20 protein-coding genes, 2 pseudogenes and 2 CRISPR repeat arrays are annotated in these 23,424 nt (G+C 37.8%); of the genes and pseudogenes, 9 read left to right on the top strand and 13 right to left on the bottom strand.

What is annotated here, in order from left to right; all coding sequences use genetic code 11:
- Positions 1-54: 54 nt before the first annotated feature.
- Together NST13_RS04000 and NST13_RS04005 are read right to left on the bottom strand one after the other, a co-directional pair.
- Entirely contained in the window at positions 55-900 is an 846-nt protein-coding gene (locus tag NST13_RS04000; protein ID WP_342581472.1) for an SDR family oxidoreductase, read from the bottom strand.
- A gap of 175 nt (positions 901-1,075) precedes the next feature.
- Positions 1,076-1,225: a hypothetical protein gene (locus NST13_RS04005; protein WP_342469298.1), complete on the bottom strand. Its 150-nt coding sequence runs from the start codon at positions 1,223-1,225 to the stop codon at positions 1,076-1,078.
- A 357-nt stretch (positions 1,226-1,582) separates the two neighbouring features.
- Here NST13_RS04005 and NST13_RS04010 point away from each other — a divergent pair, with 357 nt between their 5' ends.
- Complete coding sequence (locus NST13_RS04010; RefSeq protein WP_342581473.1) at positions 1,583-2,332, top strand: hypothetical protein; 750 nt, start codon at positions 1,583-1,585, stop codon at positions 2,330-2,332.
- A 160-nt stretch (positions 2,333-2,492) separates the two neighbouring features.
- Here the strand turns inward: NST13_RS04010 and NST13_RS04015 are convergent, their stop codons facing one another.
- Positions 2,493-2,642 (bottom strand): hypothetical protein, encoded by a 150-nt coding sequence (locus tag NST13_RS04015; RefSeq protein WP_181733255.1) that lies wholly within the window; start codon positions 2,640-2,642, stop codon positions 2,493-2,495.
- A gap of 80 nt (positions 2,643-2,722) precedes the next feature.
- Entirely contained in the window at positions 2,723-3,706 is a 984-nt protein-coding gene (locus NST13_RS04020; protein WP_342581474.1) for an endonuclease NucS domain-containing protein, read from the bottom strand.
- A gap of 462 nt (positions 3,707-4,168) precedes the next feature.
- Here NST13_RS04020 and NST13_RS04025 point away from each other — a divergent pair, with 462 nt between their 5' ends.
- From NST13_RS04025 to NST13_RS04035, 3 genes are read left to right on the top strand one after another with little or no spacing between them, the layout of a single operon-like run.
- On the top strand, positions 4,169-4,543 hold the full coding sequence (locus tag NST13_RS04025) for an ORF6N domain-containing protein (RefSeq protein ID WP_342469294.1): 375 nt from the start codon (positions 4,169-4,171) through the stop codon (positions 4,541-4,543).
- On the top strand, positions 4,537-5,472 hold the full coding sequence (locus NST13_RS04030; RefSeq protein WP_342581475.1) for a conserved phage C-terminal domain-containing protein: 936 nt from the start codon (positions 4,537-4,539) through the stop codon (positions 5,470-5,472). Before NST13_RS04025 ends, NST13_RS04030 begins: the two co-directional genes overlap by 7 nt.
- A gap of 16 nt (positions 5,473-5,488) precedes the next feature.
- Positions 5,489-6,772, top strand: a complete 1,284-nt coding sequence (locus NST13_RS04035; protein ID WP_342581476.1) for a DnaB-like helicase C-terminal domain-containing protein — start codon at positions 5,489-5,491, stop codon at positions 6,770-6,772.
- A gap of 415 nt (positions 6,773-7,187) precedes the next feature.
- Here NST13_RS04035 and NST13_RS04040 read toward each other — a convergent pair whose 3' ends face one another.
- The 3 genes and pseudogenes from NST13_RS04040 to NST13_RS04050 all read right to left on the bottom strand — a co-directional run.
- Positions 7,188-7,661, bottom strand: a complete 474-nt coding sequence (locus tag NST13_RS04040) for a hypothetical protein (protein ID WP_342581477.1) — start codon at positions 7,659-7,661, stop codon at positions 7,188-7,190.
- A gap of 32 nt (positions 7,662-7,693) precedes the next feature.
- Positions 7,694-9,040, bottom strand: coding sequence for an S-layer homology domain-containing protein (locus NST13_RS04045; protein WP_342581478.1), 1,347 nt, complete (start codon positions 9,038-9,040; stop codon positions 7,694-7,696).
- 65 nt (positions 9,041-9,105) lie between these two features.
- Positions 9,106-9,331: direct repeats of the CRISPR family, unit length 29 nt; unit sequence CTTTAAATCCCTCTAAGTTCAGATAAAAC.
- 147 nt (positions 9,332-9,478) lie between these two features.
- Positions 9,479-10,302 (bottom strand): annotated as a pseudogene (locus NST13_RS04050) (IS4 family transposase); the annotation flags it as partial.
- 487 nt (positions 10,303-10,789) lie between these two features.
- Here NST13_RS04050 and pepT point away from each other — a divergent pair.
- Positions 10,790-11,368: pseudogene (gene pepT / locus NST13_RS04055) on the top strand (peptidase T); the annotation flags it as partial.
- A gap of 108 nt (positions 11,369-11,476) precedes the next feature.
- Complete coding sequence (locus NST13_RS04060; protein ID WP_342581479.1) at positions 11,477-12,445, top strand: multidrug resistance efflux transporter family protein; 969 nt, start codon at positions 11,477-11,479, stop codon at positions 12,443-12,445.
- Between the two features lie 745 nt (positions 12,446-13,190).
- Here NST13_RS04060 and NST13_RS04065 read toward each other — a convergent pair.
- The 3 genes from NST13_RS04065 to NST13_RS04075 all read right to left on the bottom strand — a co-directional run bounded on the left by NST13_RS04065 (position 13,191) and on the right by NST13_RS04075 (position 16,271).
- Positions 13,191-13,775 (bottom strand): helix-turn-helix domain-containing protein, encoded by a 585-nt coding sequence (locus NST13_RS04065; RefSeq protein WP_208649847.1) that lies wholly within the window; start codon positions 13,773-13,775, stop codon positions 13,191-13,193.
- Positions 13,776-13,871: 96 nt separating this feature from the next.
- The gene (locus NST13_RS04070; RefSeq protein ID WP_342581480.1) at positions 13,872-14,636 is read right to left on the bottom strand and encodes a YqhG family protein; all 765 of its coding nucleotides are present in this window, start codon (positions 14,634-14,636) and stop codon (positions 13,872-13,874) included.
- A gap of 24 nt (positions 14,637-14,660) precedes the next feature.
- Positions 14,661-16,271: an SNF2-related protein gene (locus NST13_RS04075; RefSeq protein ID WP_342581481.1), complete on the bottom strand. Its 1,611-nt coding sequence runs from the start codon at positions 16,269-16,271 to the stop codon at positions 14,661-14,663.
- Between the two features lie 163 nt (positions 16,272-16,434).
- Here NST13_RS04075 and NST13_RS04080 point away from each other — a divergent pair, with 163 nt between their 5' ends.
- The 3 genes from NST13_RS04080 to NST13_RS04090 all read left to right on the top strand — a co-directional run bounded on the left by NST13_RS04080 (position 16,435) and on the right by NST13_RS04090 (position 18,298).
- A complete protein-coding gene (locus tag NST13_RS04080; RefSeq protein WP_342581817.1) occupies positions 16,435-16,617 on the top strand; it encodes a hypothetical protein in 183 nt (60 codons plus the stop codon).
- Positions 16,618-16,728: 111 nt separating this feature from the next.
- On the top strand, positions 16,729-17,205 hold the full coding sequence (locus NST13_RS04085) for a transposase family protein (protein ID WP_340714495.1): 477 nt from the start codon (positions 16,729-16,731) through the stop codon (positions 17,203-17,205).
- Positions 17,132-18,298: a transposase gene (locus NST13_RS04090; protein ID WP_342581482.1), complete on the top strand. Its 1,167-nt coding sequence runs from the start codon at positions 17,132-17,134 to the stop codon at positions 18,296-18,298. Before NST13_RS04085 ends, NST13_RS04090 begins: the two co-directional genes overlap by 74 nt.
- Before the next feature lie 223 nt (positions 18,299-18,521).
- Positions 18,522-21,008: a CRISPR direct-repeat array (repeat unit 30 nt; unit sequence ATTTCAATCCCTCATAGGTAAGATCAAAAC).
- Positions 21,009-21,221: 213 nt separating this feature from the next.
- Here the strand turns inward: NST13_RS04090 and cmr6 are convergent.
- The 3 genes from cmr6 to cmr4 are packed head-to-tail and all read right to left on the bottom strand — an operon-like array spanning position 21,222 to position 23,423.
- Entirely contained in the window at positions 21,222-22,112 is an 891-nt protein-coding gene (cmr6, locus tag NST13_RS04095) for a type III-B CRISPR module RAMP protein Cmr6 (RefSeq protein WP_141603295.1), read from the bottom strand.
- Positions 22,113-22,114: 2 nt separating this feature from the next.
- Positions 22,115-22,516, bottom strand: a complete 402-nt coding sequence (cmr5, locus tag NST13_RS04100; RefSeq protein WP_246045899.1) for a type III-B CRISPR module-associated protein Cmr5 — start codon at positions 22,514-22,516, stop codon at positions 22,115-22,117.
- Positions 22,509-23,423 carry a type III-B CRISPR module RAMP protein Cmr4 gene (gene cmr4, locus NST13_RS04105; RefSeq protein WP_141603297.1) on the bottom strand — a complete coding sequence of 305 codons (915 nt, stop codon included), beginning with the start codon at positions 23,421-23,423 and terminating at the stop codon, positions 22,509-22,511. Before cmr4 ends, cmr5 begins: the two co-directional genes overlap by 8 nt.
- Between the last annotated feature and the right edge of the window lies 1 nt (position 23,424).

The following is a 23,424-nucleotide window of genomic DNA, read 5'->3' on the forward strand; positions in this document are numbered from 1 at the left end:
GTGTTTTTTATCTTTTATCCCAGCCTCTTTCCATTTCTCTCCAACGTAAAATCATCATAATGCCCGAATAAACTCGTCAAACGGCGTCGTCTTTCTGCCCAACACTTTTTCCAAATCGTCACTTGGCACATCCAACAATCCGTTGCGGATATCTTTTTGGACGATGACAGAGAATTGCGCCGCTTCCGGTGGCAAGCCCAAATCCACCAACGCTTTGACATACTCTTCATCTGAAACTGATGCGGTCTCAACTTCCCGGCCAATCGCTTTACTTGCGATTTGCGCCAACTGTTCATAAGTGATCGGTTCGCCGCCGAGTTCGTAAATAGTTTGCTTAGGCGCAACCCCGGCCAAAATGCGGGCCGCCGCTTCCGCATAATCTTCCTTCAAGGCATAGCAAACCCTGCCCTCACCGGCGGAATATGTGAAAGGCGCCCCATTCTTCACCGCTTTCAGCATGAACGTTTCATTTTCCAAATACCAATTGTTGCGGGCAAATCCATAATCCAGGCCAGACTCCATAATGAGCTGCTCCGTCAACTTGTGGTCAGGCGCCACAATAAGCGTGCTGTTTTGGGCATTTGGCGCACTCGTATAAACCACAAACTCCACCCCTGCTTCTTTCAACGCTTCCACCACATTTTGATGCTGCTGTTTCCGTGTCGCCAAATCATTGGATGAGACAAAGAGGACGCGGTTGATGCCCTGAAATGCTTTCACCAAGGATTCTTTGTCCAAAAAATCCGCAATGCGCACTTCAAGCCCTTGCTTTCTGAAAGTTCCGGCTTTTTCCTCTGAGCGCACCGTCACCACGATATCCGAAACCGGCACGAAATTTTTCAAATGCTTTACCGCTCTTCCCGCCAAATCGCCAGTGGCACTGGTTACCAGATATTTCATCGATTTTCCCCCGCTTCTTTGCTTTTTTTATCATTATAAAACAGAAAGGTAATAATCTCCAAAAAGAAACCTGTTTTTATCATGAAACCAGGCAGGGATGAAAAAACGCATCAACACAAACCCAATTTGCACAAGATCAACATCCTCAATTGAAGGCTTTCGTGCTGCGTTTCTTTCAGGGATAAAACAGTTCATACAGCTTCATGGTGCCGATATTCATGACCTTGCCATCTTCGCGGATCGGAAAATGGATTTGATTCAATAATTTAATTAACTGATATGCGACATTTCGAAATGGGGTAATGACGTAAATCTCTATTGCCAAGCCCAGATTCTCTTGGATTTTTTTGAGTATCATATCTTTTAACATCAAACCTTGTTGGTGAACATATATCTTTGTATTGATTCATCTCTACACCCACTTTTTGTGTTAGTGTTATTGTGTACGATGCGGTTTTTGATTCAGGCTAGTTTAATTCTTCTTTTTATGCAAAACTATGTATAACTACGATAATACAAAAACAACAAAATATGGAATATCTAAGATATTTCCAAAACCCGTTTAACCGAAAAGATTGTCGGAACTTACACATTATACAAATTGTTATTTTTTTTTCGGCATCTTTCTGTTCGATTCATCAAACTAAATACTCATTTTTTCATAAAAAGGATGGTTGAGTTTATGCAAATAATGGAAGAAATCGTTTTCACAACCAATTACGAAATTCTCGATGCGGATTGCAAAAAAGGGGATGTGATTGCGCTATTGAAAGGAAAAGGGGAAAATCTTGTCCAGCTCAATGGCGAAACCATCCTATGCTTGCCAACCGGATATTCCATGATCCGATGGACGGAAAACCATTTTTGCCTTTTACGGGGGTCGATGCTTTCCTTCTATACGCTTACCGGAGAATTTATGGATGAAATGAAGGTCGGCCCTTGTATTTCGGATTTATTCCCTTTTAAAAATGGGGTTATCTGTATATACAGCGACCAGGGGGTTTTCGGCGAAGGGATTGGCAAACATATATTAAACTATGCGGAACCGGGTAAAGGCGTCACTTCACTGGAATATTTCGCGTTACGCCATCATCTCTTGTACGATGCCCTATTTGCGCGATTCAAGCCTTATGCCTGCATCGATCCGTCAACGGATGAGTTGATTTTCTTCAATCACCAATTGAAAATGGAAAAATCGATCAAGATTCCTTTTCATACGGGAAATGTCCTTGCCTTTGCTTTAACGTATCAAAGCGGTGTCTTTCTCGAAGAAGAGCGGATGCGGATATGGAAATTCCAAACCAATCAAGTGAAAGAATATGATTTTCAATGGAATAATCATACAAGAGCCATTTTCCACCGCCACGATTACTTATTTATGGACATTGCGGACCACCATATACGGGTATTTACACCGGCTGCGGAGGATTAATTGGCATTCCCCCATAATCAAACAACAGACGTCAAAATCTCCCACAAGATTTTGTTTGACGTCTCCGAATAGCCATTTGTGATAAAAATCCGACGTCAGGGAAAGGCTTTTGTAATATCGTTCCATAAATTCCTGGAATTTTATAAAATCAACCGGTTTCTTATGATTTGGGGAATCCATTGTTTTGGAAATAAAGACGAATCATCTGGTTCATTGCGTTTTTTTCGTTTTCTTCCAGTTTTTCAATAATGGCATAATACGTTGAATCTTCGCTGATGGGCAAGTTGGCATCACGGCAAAATTGGATCATTTCTTTTGCGCCCCTTATATCTTTCCTGAATACTATGATGACTGTTTAGGCGGGTAGTTTTCCATATTGGAAACGGAACACTACATTTCTTTATTGCTCATTTTTTCAAAATCCTCTAAAACAGGCAATATTGTTTCAACAAATGAAATGAATTTCATTGCTACAAACTGAGGAAAATCAGGTTTGGACCATTCATCAATCGGTGAAACAATTCGATAACTTAATCCTTTCCATGCTTGTTTACGATGATCCAAATGATCTCCTTGCTCAAGAACTTCTTTTTTTGTCCTTGAATGCAATTGATCGAATCCAAATAAGCCAGCGACTTCCTCTTCATGTGCATCTATGTAGGCTTTAAAATCTTCTTTGCGTTTTGTTGTATGACCTGTTGTAAAACTAAAATCAGGTACATATTGAATTTCAATGATATTCATCTCTCGTGGGCGTGTATAGATGACAAACCGGTCGCCAGGCGAAGTTGGAGATTTAAACAATAAGCGATGTTCTTCCTTTTTTCTGATATCCAACCCAATGAACTGTAAATGATATTCGCGTTCTACATAGTCCCTAAGCAAACTTTCCAATTCATGAAATAAGCCGGAAATGATTTCACGTTCATTATCTTGATAGACCAGTTGTGTCGGGGTCTTCTTATATGCGGGATGTGAAGGGAGAGCTTTCATTTTACGTTCGAAAAGTTTGGGATTGGTTTCGTTTTCTTTTAATAGTTGATTTGCTTTGTCATAATCAACAACTTTGTGTTCGTAACCAAGTTTATTCAAGACAGGAATAACATCTTTTTTAAACTGAAATGCTGCCACCATAAAACGGCCATTCTCTTTGACAAACGTAGCATATTTACTCATTTGGGCGACAACCGCCTCTCCAGCCTCCAGCTTCAATTCAATATACACCGTATTCCCATTCTTGTCTTTTCCTTTTAAATCGCATCGATAGGTAGAATGGTTGCTCCGAATGGGATATTCCTCCTCCTCGACTGACAGCCCTTCTTCAATCAATTCTGGAAATAAACTGACAATCCGTTTTAAATCCTTTTCATACATCTCATTCCTCTCCTTCAAAAAAATTGTATGTCCTAAAAGATGTCATCTTACAGTCTTGACCGCTAGAACTCAAAATGTCTTTATGAACAAAACATTATCAATCAATAAGTTCATCCGGTTCAAACTACTCACTCGGATTACCGGACGTTTAATCCAAAAACCTGTCTCCATTGAATGGCAAGTCCTATCGTTTCAATAAAAGTTTGAAACATCAGAAATCCGAAGAAAAACTAAATACTTAGTGTGAGAACATCTATAAAAAATTAACCCCTCACTTCCAATCATTATTAGTGGGTATGTGCCTCAGTGTTGAAATAATCGCTTTATCTCAATTTTATATTAACAAAAACAACCCACATCAGTTAATACAACATCCTTAAGAAAAATTCCCCCTTATGTCCCTCTTTTCCCTTCTGCAAGGTATATAGATAGTAGAACACCAAATCATCAGGAGGGATGAAAATGGAATACAACGGTACGAAAGTGCTTACCACAAAGCAGCTGGCGAAATTTTTCGATGCGGATATGGCGCGCATTTATGCCATTTTTTATCGCCATAAGGAAATTTTCAAAGAAGGAAAAGACTACTTCCTGCTCACCAAAAAGGACATTGCAGCATGGAGCGAATCCCCTCATCTGCCCAGCTTAAAATATGTATCTCTCCTTTACCTCTGGACAGAGCATGGGGCATTCAAATTCGCACAATCATTCAAAGGATTGAGGGCTTGGCAGGGCTACTCCAATTGCATCTGCCATTTCTGTGGCACTCCAGAAGAGAAAAAGTTGCTGAACAATCTCTACGAAAAATTGGCAAGAAAGGCGGCGGAACAATGTTGATCAATGGTCCTCAACTCACATTCTCCCCGATTTTGGCCAAAACCATTGGGGCGAATGGTGCAATTATATTGGAACTATTGCATAAAGAGCTGCTCCAATCCCCCATTGTGCATGACGGGCACCATTGGTTTGTGCATACATATGAAAAGTGGCAGAAACGGTTGCCTTATTTGTCCAGGAATACCATCATTCGGACTTTTTTAAAACTGGAAAAGGATGGTTATATCATTTCCCAATTGATGCAAAATCAACGGAAATGGTATCGGATCAATTACGAAAAAATCTCGCACCTCGTTGTGGATGGCGACCTGTTTCGTCATGGACGGACTATTCAAAATGGGCATAATGGGATTCCAAATTGGGATGCCGGTACCCAAAATGAGAAGATGGGAATCACAAATTGGGCTGATGCACCTTCCCAAAATGGTTACTCAAATGGGAATGCCGATGCCCAAAGTGAGAAAACGAGCAACTCAAATCGGGCAAATGAACATTCCAAAAATGTCGCAAATTGGGTAGACGGCCATCACCAGATTCCGGCAGATTCCACTGTCCAAATCGAGCTGCAGCAACCCAATTTGATAAGGCAGTATAACTTAATCATTAAAGTTATTAATTATTTAAATAAACAAGCAAATAAAAACTATAATCCCCTTCTGCGTATCCATCATGATGATATATCCAAAAGAATTGAAGAAGGCTATACGTTCGAAGATTTTCAAGGCATCATCGATTTGAAAGTTTCCCAATGGCTGCACAACGAAAAAATGAATGTTTACTTGCGGCCGAGTACGCTATTCAAATCGCCCAACTTTGAAAAATATTTAAGAGAAGCGAAAAAACAAAAGCCTGCCAGCATTTACAAACCGATCGAACTGGATTTTACAGCGGGAGAAGATGCCCCAAAGCCGAAATGGCTTCAACATTAAGGAGGGAGAGATCAAGATGCGGGAATTGAACACGGATCTTCTCGAAAAAAGCATTTTGGGAACGATGATGCAGGAAAATTATTTGATCCTTGATGCAGGCATCCAGCCGGAGATGTTTCTTTCCCAAGTCCATCGCGTCATCTATCAAGCGATGAAGGAGTTAGCCAACGCGGGTAAACCGGTGGACTACGTAACTCTCCTGACCGAGGTGGACGTGGGAGATGCCGGGGCACAGTATCTCACAACCATTGCCTACTACGCCAATCCGGAAAAATTCGAGCATTACGCGGACATGCTGTTGGATGCATGGCGGGAGCGGCAAAAAAGTGCCATCTTGACAGAAGCCCTCTCGGAAAACTGGACCATCGAAGAAATCCAGACAAAACTGGATCAACTGTACACAAGCAACATGACCATCGAGACAAGCATCGAACAGGATTTGGTCAACATGGCGGAACGGCCGTTCTTTCCAGAAAAAATGGACGACTTCATCCCCATCGATATTGAGGAGCTGGCCAAAATGCTCTGCGGTTTCCGGCAAGGAGAAGTGACGATCATCGCTGGAAGACCATCGATGGGTAAGACGGACGTGATGAACCACTTTGCGCTGGCTGCAGGCATGATGGGTTATTTGCCGATCATCTTTTCCCTTGAGATGAATCGGAAAATGCTGCTTGAACGCCTGGTCGCCCTCACCGGCAACATCAACCGGTTAAAAATGCGCAATCCTTATAAATATTTAAGCGAAGAGCAAAAAAACGAATGGATGGACACCCTTTACAATCTGAAGAATGCCAACCTTCACATCGACGATCGGGCCGGGTTGACGGTCCGTCAAATGCGGGCGCAAATCCGGAAACTTATGAATAAGTACCCAACGAAAAAACCGATTGTGTTCATCGATTACTTGCAAATCATTGCCTGCGAAGAAGATCGAAACAATCCTTATCTCAACACTGCGTACATCAGCGCACAATTAAAGAAAATGGCGAAAGACTTCCATTGCCCTGTCGTTTGCCTTGCACAACTCAATCGGGCAGTGGAAACGAGACAAAACAAACGCCCGGTGATGAGCGACATCCGGGATTCCGGCAACATCGAACAGGATGCGGATGTGATTATCTTATTATTTCGGGATTCTTACTACGAACGGCTGTCGCCCGAAGAACAGAGCCAACCCCAACAGCCATACGAACGGTTGGAATTCATCGTCGCCAAAAACCGCAATGGCCCCACTGGCACAGCTTATGCGAGATATTATAAATCTACCGGAAGAATTGTGGAGGAGGAAAAGGGCTAGACTCCTTTGTGTCGGGGGTGGATAACGCTGTGGGCACTTGGATGTTGCAGTATTAGTCTTGGGAGGTGAGTATATCAAAACAAGGTACAATCGATTCTTTATTCAATGATGTAAACACTAAAATAGAATGGCTCTTACGCACTATTGGGGAAAGTGATTGTAAATTAGCCTCATGTTAATTTTAAATTTTTTTAATTTAGTTACAACTATTAAGAAATCGATTCCTAATATAAATGGAAACTGGCTCTTCCATACATTAACCAATTTAATGTTTTCAGCCGATTCAAACATCACCTTTAAAGTTTTTTAATTGACTAAACCGTTAAAATATACTTATATAACATCCTTCATATTTACGTAAGAGCCATTTTTATATTGCCAAAAACAGCTATGAAACCTTTAAATCCCTCTAAGTTCAGATATAACCTGCAACATCAAGTAAATCAGAAAATTTGAATTGACCGAATCCCTGCTTTGGAGCCGGTGGTTGAAACCAATAATACGTATAATTATCCTCTAACTCTCTGAAAACTGAGTCAGGACTTTCTGATAAAGCCTGAACCCACTCGTTCGCTGCAAGTTCCCCGCTTACCATTAAACGAGTCATGGAACCATCTGTCGAACGGTATCGTCGTACTTTCCCTAATGTACTTCCTGTATCTTGATCAACTACAGTTGTTAGCCCATCGTAGTGCCAATATGTTTTTCCATCTAGTGACGGAGTAAGTGTCAGTACCACATCTTCATCAACGGTAGAGTCGGGGGGAATAATCATTGCTGCATTCGCAATAATAGTCGGTAATGTTGGTAAATAAGGTAATAAGGTTGATAAGAAAATAATACTTATCATGAATAAAGTTTTGATTTTATGACTTCGGCCCTTTTCCAACCATTCTCACCTCCTTTCCAAAGGGCAGAAGTTTAATATAATGGATTCGCAAAATCATACTTTTCACATCGAATGCCGTTAAATTGTAGACACTGATATTGTGGTTTTCTCACATGAAGGATAAATTCCTCTCTTGCAGCATTTACACCAATTTGTATTTCATATCCATCAATATAAATTAATTCAATATTACTGAATCCTACGTTATTTACATTTCTTCTCGCTTCTTCTGCTTTCTCCGAAATCATCGGACTTAAAATCTGTACAAATTTTTCTGGATAAGCAATTCTTAACCATGCTTGAGCTAGTTGTTCAGCATCTTTTTCTCGATAGTCAAAATTAATTTTCCCCATGTCCTCTCCATCACCGATGAAAAATAACATTACATTCATTAATCTAGGTGATGGATTTTTATAGTTTTCTCGTGTCACTTGAAGTTGTGAAGTATATGCAAGACCACCCATCGGCTGAATTTTAAGGCCTAATGAACGTAATTCTTCTAATCCTTCTTCATAAATTCTTAAAGACATCGGATCTAACTTGAATGAATTTACGTTAAAAGGCTTTCTTTCAGTAAACACATCTTGATTTTCTTTATAAATATTGATTAATTTATTTGCGATTTCTTCAGATGTATTCATCGTGATTAAATCTGAGTCATCTTGGTTTCTCTCTTCATTCGTTGGCAACCCGATTTTATTCATTGCCCGATACATAAATACAGCATAGTGCATCCGGGATAACGGTTGGTCTGCACGGAACGTTCCATCTTCAAACCCTGTTGTCACCCCCGCTTTGTAAATGGCTTCTATGTATGGAGCGTATTGATGCAATATTGGAATATCTTTAAATGTTTGTTTAGTTACTTCTTTTGGAATATCTAAATCAAATGCAATAGCCAACGCTTTTGCCATTTCGCCGCGCGTCATATTTTGCTTCGGATAAAAAAATCCTCTGCTATCCACTTCAAAAATTCCGGCCATTTGAAGCTCTTTAATATTGTCATGATAAATATATGTCGTAGGAATATCTCGATATTGTTTATATGGCACTATTGGTTTTAGATCAACTGCGCGGCTAATTAATACGGCAGCATGTTGACGGCTAATCATTTGATTTGGCTTGAATGTGCCATCTTCATATCCATTGATAATGCCTTTTTGAGTCATTTCTTGAATGATCTCATAGTACTCATGTGTCTTTGGTACATCTTTAAAGTTTTTGGATGCAGCAACTGTTTGAGCAGGTGTTGCAACTGCTTGTTGGTTAATTAATTTTGCATTAGCTTCTATAGTGTTTGTTGTAAACATCAAAGAAGAAGAAGTTAAAGCTAATGCCAAAGCTGATACTAACATGACTTTATTTCGCTTCTTAGTCATGAGAACCCCTCCTTTAAAAATTTGGTATCTTCTTCCTTATATTCTAATTATACAACAAAAACAACCTTTAAATCCCTTTAAGTTCAGATAAAACGGTAGAAGCGCAACAAAGCTATTTCAAATAATGAAGGCTTTAAATCCCTCTAAGTTCAGATAAAACGGAAAATAAATGAAATTTAACTATAATCGTCTGAACTTTAAATCCCTCTAAGTTCAGATAAAACAGTGTGGGCTTTAGTTGGCTATGATGGTGAAAATTTCTTTAAATCCCTCTAAGTTCAGATAAAACTGATTGCCAACATTGACTGTTTATGGCAAACTAAAAATGGCTCTTACGTTCTTTTGGTGAAAAGTCGAGTTAATTGAGAATGAGAATCTAAAAAATTCTATTTGCACACTGATTTTCTCAATTACTCCCTCCCTATCACCAAGATTGCGTAAGAGCCATTTTCTACTTGCCAAAAACAGTTCATTTCCTTTTGAATCCATCACTTTTAGAAGACGAAAGTCATTTTCAGCACGGTTTTGAGTGGTGCCAATCAATACCATTTGATCCGACAAAACACTCGTATCTTCGGGTAGTTTAAAATCATAAACTTCCCGTATAACAGCGTTTTTCCGTAGTCTGGAAAGAAAGAAGTAGCCGTCATCCGTCATCCGATCAAAGCGCTCATAGTCTAGATAGCCACGGTCAAACACATACATGCATTCCTTGTCATCCACCATGATGTCAAGCTGTCCACGGTCATGTTCTCTTGCCGTTGTCATCAAAGCTTTTTCAGGATAGGATATCCCCTTTTCCATAAACACAAGGCGCAAATGCAGCTTTACGCCAGCCTTTGTTTTGCGAAACTTCGCCCATTTATGATTGGTCAAATTACGTGGTAATGTGCTTGAATCAATGATTTTTAAAGGCATGACCCGTTTTGTGTATTGTGTTTTGGCATGAATTTTTGCGACTAAATCAAGAAAAAGCTTTTGAAATAGATCTGGGTTTATACCATTTAATCGCCGTGACAACTGTGAAATACTAATAGAATTAAGGTCGACCCCTTTTTGAAGTTGGTCATCAAAAAGGCAATCGCTTAGCGCATGGAGACTTTCGATTTCTTCCAATTGCGCAAAAAGCAGTAATTTTAGAAATGACTCTGTCGTTAATTTTTTCGTATAGTAATCTAATTTCATCGTTTTCATCAGTTCTTCAAATAATTGATTGGCGAAAACCATTGTCCAAATGAAGTTTTTCGTGTAATCTTGTCCATGAGTTTGGTCCTTTTTAGTGGATTTGGACGGGTTACCACCTGACTTATCCATTATAAAGGACTTTTTCTTTTCACAAAATAAAATAAGTGAAGATTGTGAGTCTTTTTAATATTAAAATTAAATTAATGCAACACTAGTGATACGAATAGAAAATAAATAATCCAGCTACCGATGAATACAAATAGTAATGATTTCAAGAATTGTTTAAATGATAATGTAGCTTCTTTCGGCAATCTTCTAGTAATTGGAACGATCAGAATCGTTGTAATAATAGAAAATATTAGAGTCGTGATGAGTAATTGTGTACCAACCTTCTTCTATTCAACGGTAGGTAGCTATAAATAGTTTCAATAATTTCAATAGTAATTTTTGACACAGCATTTTTCTCATCATAAAAAAGGAAAAATGATACAATAGTGGCAGTATTAATAAGGAGGCAGCGTCATGAAAGAAAAAGTTATTGAACGATTGACTTGATACGCTAAAATCGACACACAATCTGATCCGGAAAGCTTTACAACCCCTTCTACGAAAAAACAATGGGATTTATTAAATGTACTAAAAGATGAACTAGCAGAGATTGGACTTACAGACATCACATTGGACGAGAATGGCTACTTATTTGCCACATTACCAGCCAATACAGATAAGCCTGTACCAACTATTGGTTTTTTAGCTCATGTTGATACATCACCAGATTTTTCTGGAACAAATGTCCAACCGAAACGAATTGACAATTATGACGGCGGAGAAATTCAATTAAACGATGAATGCACTCTATCCCCTAACCAATTCCCAAATTTAAAAAATTATGTCTGACAAACATTGATTACAACAGACGGCACGACGCTACTGGGAGCAGATGATAAAGCTGGAATTGCAGAGATTATGACGGCAATGGAATATTTAGTAAATCATCCTGAAATTAAACACGGAAAAATTCGAGTTGCCTTTACTCCTGATGAAGAAATCGGTCGTGGGCCACATAAATTTGATGTCAAAGCTTTCGGTGCGGATTTTGCTTATACGATGGATGGTGGTCCACTAGGAGAATTACAGTACGAAATCAAACTCTTTGAGGCAGAAACGAAATAAATCATGTTTGAATATTCTGTTAATATATTTGTAGTATAGAATTTTTCGATGTTTTCTCTCAGAAAGTAGGTATTAATAATGAAAGAAATCACTCTTGGTATATTTGCAGCCTTATTTTTTGCGGTCACTTTTATTTTAAATCGGTCCATGGAGTTAAGTGGAGGAAGTTGGCTTTGGAGTTCTTCACTAAGATTTTTCTTTATGCTCCCCTTCCTTATCGCCATTGTCTCTTATCGAACAGGTTTTGAAAATTTACGTAGAGAAATGAGAGAAAATACTTCAAAATGGTTACTTTGGAGTTTCGTGGGCTTTGTTCTTTTTTACGCACCACTCACTTTTGCAGCAGCTTATGGACCTGGTTGGCTTGTGTCAGGAACGTGGCAGCTAACGATTGTTGCCGGTGTACTTCTTGCACCGTTATTTGTAACCGTCGTAGATAACAAAATCATACGTCAAAAAATACCGCTCACTTCCTTATTCATTTCAAGCATTATTCTAATCGGTATTATGCTTATTCAAATACCTCAAGGAAAAGAGGTAACTTTCAATCACTTACTGCTTGGAGTGATTCCGGTAGTCATCGCTGCCTTTAGTTATCCGCTTGGTAACCGAAAAATGATGGAGTTATGTGGCAGTCGAATCGATGCGTTTGAGCGGGTGCTTGGTATGACCATTGCATCACTGCCAGCTTGGATTATTTTAGCTGTTATTGCCATTTGTACAGTGGGGCTCCCTTCCATGAACCAAGTCATACAATCCTTTATCGTCGCTGTTAGTTCCGGTGTAATCGCGACGACGTTGTTCTTTATTGCCACAGACCGCGTGCGAGATCATCAAGGAAAACTTGCTGCAGTAGAAGCAACTCAGTCAATGGAAGTCGTATTTGTCATTATCGGAGAAATGATGATACTTGGAGTTCCTCTACCAGATCCAATTGCACTTTTCGGTCTTGCGATTATTATCGTAGGCATGCTACTTCATAGCTATCACACAGCGATTATCGGAAAAAAATCAGACCTATCAGAAAAAGCCAAACTTCTCAAATGACGTTTGGCTTTCCCCTTCTATATCATCTCCAAACAAAATCTGCAAAAACATGTTATGTTAAACACAGTGAAATAACATAGAGGTGATACGATGCCCGTTTTAACATATGAACAACTTACTTTCCTAAATTCCTATAGTATTGTTACAGAAGAGCCGAAAAACCCTTTATTTACATTGGAAAATATACATAAAGAATTTTTTCTAAAGGATTTTCTGAAGCTCATGATGGAAATTACTCAAGCAAGTACAGAGGCGGCAGCTATATCCCATTTCAGCTGTCGCTTTGGATTATTCGTTGCTACTCAATTTTATTTTCTCACTGCTTATGATGAAATTTGGGACGGAAAATTAGAAGATGTTCGTTACTTCCATGTACATGAATATGGTATGGATACGCTCGGAACATACATTACTCCTACAGACTTCCGCTATGTAGAAGAAAATGAAAGGGAATATGTCATTTCAAAAATCCTGTATCAAGCCCATCAAATTATTGTACAACTTCGCCAAACAACAACCATCTCTCCTCTTACTCTTTGGGAGAACATCTTCGGGTATATGTTGTGGAATTATAATGTTTTGCTACAAAATCCTCTGCTGGCAGACCGAGCTTTTGAAGATATCGAAATACTTGAGGATACAAAAGTATGGCAACGTTTTTCAAATAAATCTTGGTTTTTTGAATATACAAAAGGAAAAAATCCGATGGAACTCGTCAATTCGCCAGTGCGAAAAAGTTGCTGCTTTACAAAGGACATTCCGTCGTTAATTCAGCCTCTGATTTTGTGCGTCCACGGCGATCTTGTAGGCCTTCTTCTCCATGTAACTCAAATTTTTTCACCCATTGGTATACCTGTTGATAAGAAACTTGATAAGTTTGGGCTGCTAATTGATAATTTTTATGGTGCTTTAAGCAAAAATCGACTATCTCCATTCGTTCTAGTAGGGTTGTTTTTCTACCTTTTGTCATTGTTTTACTCAATCCTTTACCCGAATCTTTTATATCACAATGACTAGTATACTTTTTCACCCACTTCATTAAAATCGTTCTACCTGAAATTTGATGTTTTTTCATTAATTCGAGTAAAGAATATTCACCAGATAAATAATCCTCCACCTCTTGAATCTTCTGTTCTCTTGTATAGCATCGTGGAGAAAAGTTAAAGTGAAAGACCGCTTCACCAAAAGCTTCATACTTTCGAACCCATTCTTTTAAAGTGCTTTGGTGAATTTTATATTGACGAGCAAGCTTTTCAAATGAATAATCACCCATTAAATAGAAATGAATCAGTTTTAACATAAACTCTTTAGGATACTTGTAAAAGGTCATAATGAAAGCCCCCTATTAGGTCAGATGAATTTTTATTTTTTCATCTGTCTACCTAATAGGGAGCATATCATTTTCAGACGCCCCCTTTGTTACGATCTATTTTAAATAAAAAATTCCGCCGCTTACTATTTCTATTTTAATTCGCGGCTGAAAACGTTCTCTAAGAGCTTCCTTTTCAATCTCATAGACTTCCGGTTTCTCAATGACTCCCTCATAGAAATGATTTAAAATTTCCTGTTCCCTTCTCCATCGTTTCTCGGCCTCCTCCGCCCAAGTCATATCATCATGACCGATATAGTTTTCAATAGCTGTCTCTAATCTTTCAATGGCTCTGATTGGTGAAACAATATAAGGAAGACAATAGGCGTTTTTCGGAAATTCCTTCGTCAGTGTCCGTTCAATCAGCCAATCTTGAAAATTGCTTTTAACACTTCCATGGATTAAATTGATGCCCAACGAAAAAAGCATTTCTTTTGTTTGGTCGGTATGATAAGAAACTTTAAAATTTGCGCCCACCCAAGGAAATAAACTTGCCCCTTCCATATTTTCATACATTTGAACAAAGCATCCTAAATCTTTTGTCGCCTGAAAAATTTGATGCATTCGCATGGAGCCGTAGTGGATATATTCGCCATGAATGTCTTGGTTTTCATGTTTCTTTGTGATGAAAGTTACTTTTAAAGGCTTCGGCTCTGCTTTTGTACTTTCAACGAATTGCCAATAGAAGGGGCGATTCATAATGCGTTTGTCAATATCGGCCGTTAATTGCACCGTTAAATAGTCCGGTGCTTCCTCTGTTATTTCACATCCAGTGACGGTGAAAAATGTGCGCAAATAATCATGGATTTGTTCAGCTAACATCTTTTAGCACCTCTCAATAATCGATTAGGTAAATCCAAGTTCCCCTTCCAAACCGTAATCTTCAAAATCAAAATTTGAAACAAAGTTTGGAGATTGGTAAATCCGTTCCTCTACTTTGTTTGTTAAAATATCATCCAGTTCACCGACCACTTTTTCAAATACATTGATTTTATTTGTCAATAAATCCAAAATCCGGTCTTCAATGGTATTTTGAATGGCAAGGTTGTAAATGTATACATCCTGCTCCTGTCCAAATCGGTGGACGCGGCCTATTCGCTGTTCAATTTTCATTGGATTCCAAGGCAAATCAAAATTTATAACATGGTGGCAAAATTGCAAGTTGATGCCTTCACCGCCGGATTCTGTTGCTATGAGGACATCCGCATAATCCCGGAACAATTGCCTCATCCAATCCCGTTTGTTTTTACTAAACTTTCCATTAAACAAGACACTTTTTATGCCTTTTTGATATAAGTACCATTGCAAATAATGCTGCGTTGCCCGATATTCTGTAAAGATAATGACCTTATCTTTTGCCTTTTGAATAATTTCATAGGTTTTTTCAGCCTTCGAATTAATTTCTAAGTTGGACATTTTTTCTATAATTTCATCTATATAATCTATTTCTTCCTGCCTTTGAACTTTTTCTTTCAATTTAACGAGGGTCAAATAAGCCGCCTCTTTGCTTGAACACATCTCTTTCAACAAGGTGGTCATGGCGAAAGAATTGCTGAAAAGGCTTGTGCGTTCTTTTAAAGATTGAATCATTTGGTATACTTTCTGTTCCTCTTCCGTAAATTGGATCGGAATTGTTTGTACATTCCTTCCTACCCATTCAATGCCTGTATCTTGTCGGCGATTCCGAATCATGACTTGGTCAACCAATTCTTTTAAATATTCGTCTTCTGCTAATCCATTTTTTCCTTTCTTAAAGTAGGATTGGAAGCTTTCCACATTTCCTAAATGCCCCGGTTTTAGTAAAGAGACAAGATAAAAAATTTCAAAAATTTGATTTTGTATAGGGGTTGCAGTAAGCAACAAACAAAATTTCTTTTTTATTCCTTGCACAAATTGATACGTTTGGGTTTTATGGTTTTTTAATTTATGGGCCTCATCAATAATAATCATGTCAAAATCCTGTTCGTAAATTTTTTCCCGGTACGGGCTGCGCTTTGCCATATCCATACTCATGACGACAAAATCATATTGTTCAAAAGGGACATTTTTCTTTCGGCATCCAATTGCAGGGATGAAAAATTTACCGTTTAATTCATCCACCCACTGGGTAAGCAAAGATGCAGGCACTAATATTAACGCTTTTTTGACAAGCCCCCTCAAGATGTATTCCTTCAAAATTAAACCGGCCTCAATCGTTTTTCCAAGCCCCACTTCATCTGCTAAAATCGCTTTTCCATTCATTTTTTCAATAACCGTCCGGGCTGCTTCTATTTGGTAATCAAGAAATTGAATATTGGTCAAAAATTTAGGTGCCTGCAAACCTGAAAAATCCGTAATTAATTGGTCTTTCACCACTTCATATGCCATTTTATACAGCGTCCAGTCATCCCACGGTCCATCTTCATTTAAGCGCCTAGCAAACTCTTCCTTCCAAGCGGAGGATTTTTCGATCAACATTTGCTTCACCTCCTGTTTCCATTTAGATTGTCCAAAATTTGCAATCCTATAATGGAAATGAATTCTCGCTTTTCTTCATTGTTTCATGTAAATCGTTCAAATAACTTGAGAATAATAATGAAAACGCAAGGAGGTGAACAATTTGAAAAATAATAACAAAACGATGAACGAAAGAACTCATAACCCTTTTGAAACATATAAACATTTGCACAAAAATACAACAAGCAGCGCCAATAATCCTGAAGATCCAACAGAGGAGATTTCAGAGGAATTCGACTCAAAAGCAAAAAATAAAAACAATAAAACGAATCACGATAAAACGCAAAAATCAAACAAAAATATATAACCATTTTCCTCTTTTGGAGTGTTTATGGCAAACTAAAAATGGCTCTTACGCAATTTTGGTGAAGGCCTATAATTTTACTTTTATAGTATAATAAAAGAAAAGGTGTGATGAATGATGAATCGTCAAATCCATTGGTCTTCACCGGATCCTTTCCTAGAAGTTCTGGATATTCAAGAAGAACCATCCTCCATTACCTTTATTGTTCGAAGCACTCATGAATCCTGCCCTTGTCCTCATTGCCAAGTGCCTTCCACACGTCCACACAGCCGATATACACGCATGATTCAAGATTTGCCGATTGCCGGAAAAGCTGTTTCCATCCTGCTTATCACAAGAAAATGGTTTTGCGACCAACCCAATTGCACCCAAAAAATTTTTACTGAACGGTATGATTGGATTTCCAAAAATGGACGCCGAACTTTACGGTCCGAAGAAGTATTACGTAAAATCGCGTTTTCCACCAGCTGCCTCAATGGCGAAAAAGTAGCGAAAGCCCTGTCCCTCCCTGTCAGCCATGACGTATTGCTCTCCCTTATTCGGAAAACGGAGATTCATCAAGAGGTGTCCCCCTTTTATCGGAATCGATGACTTTGCTTTTCGGAAAGGACACAGCTATGGCACGATCATTTGTGATCTGAGCACGCACAAGCCTGTTGCATTACTTCCGGAACGTTATCCGGAAACCATATCAGAATGGCTAAAAAATCATCAAAACATCCAAGTTGTCAGTCGTGATGGCTATCAGGCTTTTCGGAAAGGGATTCAGAACGCTTCGCAAAGTATTTTGCAAGTATATGACCGATGGCATTTTGTCCGGGCGGTAAAGAAGCAGATCGATGCTTGCCTCACCTCGATTCTTCCTTCCGTCATCACGTTGGAAAAAGAAGAAACGGACCAACAAACCTTTCCGCATGAAACCAAACTGCAAAGGAGACAAAAAGAAAGAGCCGAAAAGAAATGGATGATGATCAAAAGCATTCAACAGGAATACAAAAAAGGAAAGAAAAAAGCGGAGTTGGCCAGAGAATTTCATATGGATCCCCGAACCATTTCAAAATATCTCAACATAACCGAGATGCCGGTTCAAGTAAAAAGAAAGCGAAAACGGCAAACCGATGGTTTTGAGCAATACATTCAGCAACTCGAACAAGAGGGCAAGACCATCCGTGAAATTGATGCGCAACTTCGTAAATATGGATATACGGGGACACTTTCAGGTGTCCGCGTTGCAATCGAAAGCATACGAAAAGAAAGAAAACGGCAGGGGATTAAGGAATCTTCCGTTCGAATTTCCAGACGGCAAATGATTTCATATGTTTGGAAACGAAAATCTAGACTTTTAGAAAAGGAACTGCAACTTCTTGAACAATCCTTTAAGATGTACCCATCCCTTCATTCTTTCCACCAAATGGTTCAAACATTTAGAGAAGCATTTGATGAACGGAACTATCCGGCATTTTTCAAATGGTTGGAAAAACAATTGTCTTCTCCAAACAATCATTTATATGATTGTGCACTTCGACTCCGTAGGGATTTACAGTCGATTAAGCTGGCATTTAGTACTTCCTACAGTAACGGAGTTGTGGAAGGCCATGTTCACCGATTGAAGCTGATGAAACGAATCATGTATGGCCGGGCGAAGCTGGATTTACTCTGTTTTTGGCAATTAAAAAATGCATGAAATGGCAATTAAATTTATTCGATATCTTGAATAATTATTCGTATCTATAATCGCTTGACATGGAGCCTCTGCGGGCATGATTTCTTGCAAAGGGAGCAAGCCATAATTATATTTGGACTTTGCAAGGCAAAGTAGCCTATCATGCCCGCCACTCCATGTAAAGCGTCAAATATGCAAAAATTTATGCATAACCTTAATTGCCAAACACTACAAAAATTAATTACCATCAACATCTCATAGGTAAGATCAAAACTCACACGCTTTTTACTATCTCTTCTGACTTTTCGAAATTTCAATCCCTCATAGGTAAGATCAAAACTTGAGGATGCGGAAGTTTTGTTCCTCGCCCATCTGCCATTTCAATCCCTCATAGGTAAGATCAAAACTAATTGCTACGCTTTTTTGCTACAACATTGTATACATTTCAATCCCTCATAGGTAAGATCAAAACTTGTAAAAAATAATGTTATCAGTGGTAAACAGCTAAATTTCAATCCCTCATAGGTAAGATCAAAACACGGCTTGCAGACCGATAGTGAAAAAGCATACATCAATTTCAATCCCTCATAGGTAAGATCAAAACGTTCACTCTGTTTAAGAAAATAGGCATAACTATCATATTTCAATCCCTCATAGGTAAGATCAAAACGTCCAAGCTCTCAAAGAAATTAACGATTGTTTTTCCCAAATTTCAATCCCTCATAGGTAAGATCAAAACATTTTGCAGAATGGGCTAACAAAGTAGAGAAACCTTATTTCAATCCCTCATAGGTAAGATCAAAACCGGTTTTTGAAGATGAAGTATTACATCGAAAGTTTCATTTCAATCCCTCATAGGTAAGATCAAAACCTTTGCCGTTTTTGTCTTTTAAGCCTGTGTATTGCATATTTCAATCCCTCATAGGTAAGATCAAAACAATTATCGGTGAAATGATTGGAAAACCACGAGAAGCTGATTTCAATCCCTCATAGGTAAGATCAAAACCCGATGTGACCACCGAAAATATCGATTTCTGTATAAATTTCAATCCCTCATAGGTAAGATCAAAACGCGCATGTTGTATGCACAGATTCATACCGTTTATATCGTGATTTCAATCCCTCATAGGTAAGATCAAAACACAGCATACTGGAAAACGAATAGCGGAGCTATCCAATTTCAATCCCTCATAGGTAAGATCAAAACGTTGTTTCACCACATGCTGCCAACAGCAAGAATAGCGAATTTCAATCCCTCATAGGTAAGATCAAAACCCTGTTGCGTCTGAAATGGCTTTAGCAAGTCTTTCAGCATTTCAATCCCTCATAGGTAAGATCAAAACTGATTATTGTATAAGTCAACACTTTTTTATGTATTTTATTTCAATCCCTCATAGGTAAGATCAAAACGTTGTAGGTGGCGTAGCCCGTCTAAATGAAGATGGATTTCAATCCCTCATAGGTAAGATCAAAACCAAACATCATTACTACCGTCTGTACTAGCGTTGCCTATATTTCAATCCCTCATAGGTAAGATCAAAACTGCTTTCAGCGAGTTTCTGTTTTTCTTCACGGTATTTATTTCAATCCCTCATAGGTAAGATCAAAACGAGAATCGGTAAAATGGTTTGCGGAGCAGATGGAAAAATTTCAATCCCTCATAGGTAAGATCAAAACTTTGTTGTTGTACCAGACTTCTCAAACTCAGAAAAATTTCAATCCCTCATAGGTAAGATCAAAACCCAGCAAGTCCAGAAATTGCACCGAGAATTACTAGATTTCAATCCCTCATAGGTAAGATCAAAACTATATGGAAAGAGGAATGTATCATGAAAACAATTGAGTTTCAATCCCTCATAGGTAAGATCAAAACGGCGGCAGCGATGCATCAGTGATTTTAGGATTCAAGTTTCAATCCCTCATAGGTAAGATCAAAACGTAAAAGAAAGAGTATTTGAACAGTTTACTTATCGAAATTTCAATCCCTCATAGGTAAGATCAAAACTCCATTACGTTTCATGATTTCAACAACTTCATCACTAATTTCAATCCCTCATAGGTAAGATCAAAACCTTGAACAGATTGGCTGGAAAGATATACGGAAAGAATTTCAATCCCTCATAGGTAAGATCAAAACAACGCCCCAGCGATATGCCGCTTCTTTCACAGTCATAATTTCAATCCCTCATAGGTAAGATCAAAACATCAATAATAAAATCAATATCCATTTTCCTTGCCAGATTTCAATCCCTCATAGGTAAGATCAAAACAGATACGGAGGAAATGATTAAACATATCATCTTCATATTTCAATCCCTCATAGGTAAGATCAAAACCTTGCTTTGTTTTAACTTTTATCCCAAAAATCCCTCGATTTCAATCCCTCATAGGTAAGATCAAAACATCTTGTTAGGTACTTTCAAGTCATGTTTCTTTAAGATTTCAATCCCTCATAGGTAAGATCAAAACAAAGAGATAATGTCGAACACTATATTTGCAATTTGATTTCAATCCCTCATAGGTAAGATCAAAACAAAGGTGACTTGGGTGGGTGGATTGAATCAGAACAATTTCAATCCCTCATAGGTAAGATCAAAACAGAGTTTCAGAGAATCGAAATTATTAAAGTGAGTGAAATTTCAATCCCTCATAGGTAAGATCAAAACCGGTCTTTTTGAAATTCATTCATTTTTCTTCCTCCATTTCAATCCCTCATAGGTAAGATCAAAACCCTAATAAAATCAACATTTGTTAGCTATATAGTAACTTTTTATTAAAAAATAGTCAATTTGAAATTTTAGTGAAAATAATGAAATTCATTGATTTTATTGGGATTTCTATAAATTATACAAAAATAATTTGTCGTCGATCCCTCGGGGTTGCTGTCGTGAGACCGATCGACGACAAATTATTTAATCCTTTATTTTAATTGCAATTCTTCTTATCATTTTTGTTTAGTCATTACTTTTTCTGTGACATCTTTTACTTCATTAAAAAAACCGTATCCAGATGAAGTTTTTGCTCCTAGTCCTAACTCTACTAAAGCACTTTTTGTCCAATCGGCGACGATTTTTCCGATTATTTCTTTCGGATATCTACTGTTTTTTCCACCTCTTACAATAAACAATATCTCGATTTCAGGTGCTTCAACTTCAACGGTATAAAAATAAATTGGCACAGGTCCTAATGTATCAGTTGCAGCTTTTTTACCATCATAGTAATCACTAAAATGTGGCGTCATAATATCATTAGAAATTTTTACATTATTAAACATGTAAATATCTAAAAACTGTAATACACCTTGTTGATCTTGAATCCCAAATATTTCTCTTCCAACTTCCGCCAATTGTCGATCGGATTTAACTAATTGAGATTCATCGCCTTCTAAAAAAGCCTCAATAAACCAGCGTCTAACTAATCCCTTAATGCTAGAACCAGGTATATATGGAAAACCATATATTGGATGAATAGATAAGGAAGTTTCTCTAACATGTTCATATCCTAGACCCTGAACAATTGATTTTGTTAATTTTCCCTTTAAAATTCTTAAATGTGCATTCGATAATTCCATTAAGGCAGATAAACGATTTTTGTTAACCCGCTCACCTAACTTTTGAATATCTTGGTGAAAGTAAATCCTTTTTATATCTTTTTTAATATCCTTTAAAATATATTTTTTTTCACCTAAATCAATCACATTTTTTTGTTTTTTTTCACCTTTTTTCAATTGTCTATATTGGTCATAATGTATTTGATACCATAGATGAGCAGCAGGATGTTTTTTGTTTTTGTATTCTTTGAAAATTTTTCTTGTATCAATTGGATGGAATTCCATTTTTATGATTCACCTTCTTTAACTTCAACCATACCATCGACAAACTTTCGCATCCAGTTTAACAATGCCATCACTTCTATTGTGAACATTCGGTAATCGCTGCTATCGAGATTAATCACAACTTCTACTAATGTTTGTTCTTTTGTAAAAAATTGAGGAAATTCTTTTTTCAACCAACTTGTTATTGTTTGATAAATTTCGTAATAAGCTTTTTTGTTCTTTTTTGAATAATAAAAAGCAAGTGTTTGGCCTAATCCATTCACTTGTATCATCGCTGGCATTTTTTTAACGTATGAACGATAGTCTTTTGCATGTTCTCGATGTGTTTCTACAAATTTTTTAACTTCGGAAAATGCAAAAGAAGCTCGTCCACCTTCAATTGTCGATATTGGGCGGTTACTCATCATTATCTCCCCTATCCAGCCAAATGGTTCTCATAATTCCTTTACCAATTGTATAATTTCCACCTAACTGAAACACAGAAGGCATATGATTTTTCATAAATTGCTGAACTTGTTCAGACGTGGATAAATCTTTTGTACCGTTTCCTCTAACATTGCCAATAAATAAGTAACTATAAAACATCGTTTCTGGCGGGACATTTTCTTCATACCATAACGCTCCGCTATCAACCGTGCCTGTTTCACCAATTTTTACTCTTGCATTTACCTCTGTGGAAAAAGTTACAAAATTAGCAAAGTCGTTATCGCTTAATACCACTATACGTGAAGCTAAATCAACTGTTAAAGCATCTCCAATCAGTTTTTCAAGTTGTTTAGCTAATTTTTGTGTTTTTTCATCAATCGTTACTGAAAATGTATACTCTTCCAATACAATTTTATTACCTCCAACCATCATCAGGTCTGAAGAAACCGTGTTTTCTTTTGGAACTTCTAATTTTTCTATCGATAAATCCTGTGTAAAAGCTGTTAAATCATCATTAAAACGATTTATTACCTGTGGACATGTTATCCAGACAAAAACTCCTTTCAATGAACGGATAGGAAACAGCAATAAACGCGCATCGCTAAAAGCAATTGCGCTCGCTTGAGTATTGTTTTCGTTATCAGTATTCTCTTTGTTTTTATCCGGTTTAGACCCGAAAACCAGTTCTAACTTGCTTTCGTCAACTTCAGGATCCATTTCAAAATGTGAACGCAACGCACCTTTTAATGAAGATGATTCAATTTTAGGGTAATTCGTATGTTTTTCTCTTTGAATTGGCAAATCAACGATTCCAATTTCACTTCCGCTTCCAGCATGAACAGATGTAATTGCATGCAGTAAAAAAGGTTTTGCAATTGAATACATT

Source organism: Ureibacillus sp. FSL W7-1570 (assembly GCF_038593265.1).
Taxonomy (GTDB): domain Bacteria; phylum Bacillota; class Bacilli; order Bacillales_A; family Planococcaceae; genus Ureibacillus; species Ureibacillus suwonensis.

Bases quoted from the DNA above. Each gene is read 5' to 3' on its own strand.
- NST13_RS04000 (WP_342581472.1), bottom strand. From the start codon at position 900: ATGAAATATCTGGTAACCAGTGCCACTGGCGATTTGGCGGGAAGAGCG.
- NST13_RS04010 (WP_342581473.1), top strand. From the start codon at position 1,583: ATGCAAATAATGGAAGAAATCGTTTTCACAACCAATTACGAAATTCTC.
- NST13_RS04015 (WP_181733255.1), bottom strand. From the start codon at position 2,642: ATGATCCAATTTTGCCGTGATGCCAACTTGCCCATCAGCGAAGATTCA.
- NST13_RS04020 (WP_342581474.1), bottom strand. From the start codon at position 3,706: ATGTATGAAAAGGATTTAAAACGGATTGTCAGTTTATTTCCAGAATTG.
- NST13_RS04025 (WP_342469294.1), top strand. From the start codon at position 4,169: ATGGAATACAACGGTACGAAAGTGCTTACCACAAAGCAGCTGGCGAAA.
- NST13_RS04030 (WP_342581475.1), top strand. From the start codon at position 4,537: ATGTTGATCAATGGTCCTCAACTCACATTCTCCCCGATTTTGGCCAAA.
- NST13_RS04035 (WP_342581476.1), top strand. From the start codon at position 5,489: ATGCGGGAATTGAACACGGATCTTCTCGAAAAAAGCATTTTGGGAACG.
- NST13_RS04045 (WP_342581478.1), bottom strand. From the start codon at position 9,040: ATGACTAAGAAGCGAAATAAAGTCATGTTAGTATCAGCTTTGGCATTA.
- NST13_RS04060 (WP_342581479.1), top strand. From the start codon at position 11,477: ATGAAAGAAATCACTCTTGGTATATTTGCAGCCTTATTTTTTGCGGTC.
- NST13_RS04065 (WP_208649847.1), bottom strand. From the start codon at position 13,775: ATGACCTTTTACAAGTATCCTAAAGAGTTTATGTTAAAACTGATTCAT.
- NST13_RS04070 (WP_342581480.1), bottom strand. From the start codon at position 14,636: ATGTTAGCTGAACAAATCCATGATTATTTGCGCACATTTTTCACCGTC.
- NST13_RS04075 (WP_342581481.1), bottom strand. From the start codon at position 16,271: ATGTTGATCGAAAAATCCTCCGCTTGGAAGGAAGAGTTTGCTAGGCGC.
- NST13_RS04080 (WP_342581817.1), top strand. From the start codon at position 16,435: ATGAACGAAAGAACTCATAACCCTTTTGAAACATATAAACATTTGCAC.
- NST13_RS04085 (WP_340714495.1), top strand. From the start codon at position 16,729: ATGATGAATCGTCAAATCCATTGGTCTTCACCGGATCCTTTCCTAGAA.
- NST13_RS04090 (WP_342581482.1), top strand. From the start codon at position 17,132: ATGACGTATTGCTCTCCCTTATTCGGAAAACGGAGATTCATCAAGAGG.
- cmr6 (WP_141603295.1), bottom strand. From the start codon at position 22,112: ATGGAATTCCATCCAATTGATACAAGAAAAATTTTCAAAGAATACAAA.
- cmr5 (WP_246045899.1), bottom strand. From the start codon at position 22,516: ATGAGTAACCGCCCAATATCGACAATTGAAGGTGGACGAGCTTCTTTT.
- cmr4 (WP_141603297.1), bottom strand. From the start codon at position 23,423: ATGTATTCAATTGCAAAACCTTTTTTACTGCATGCAATTACATCTGTT.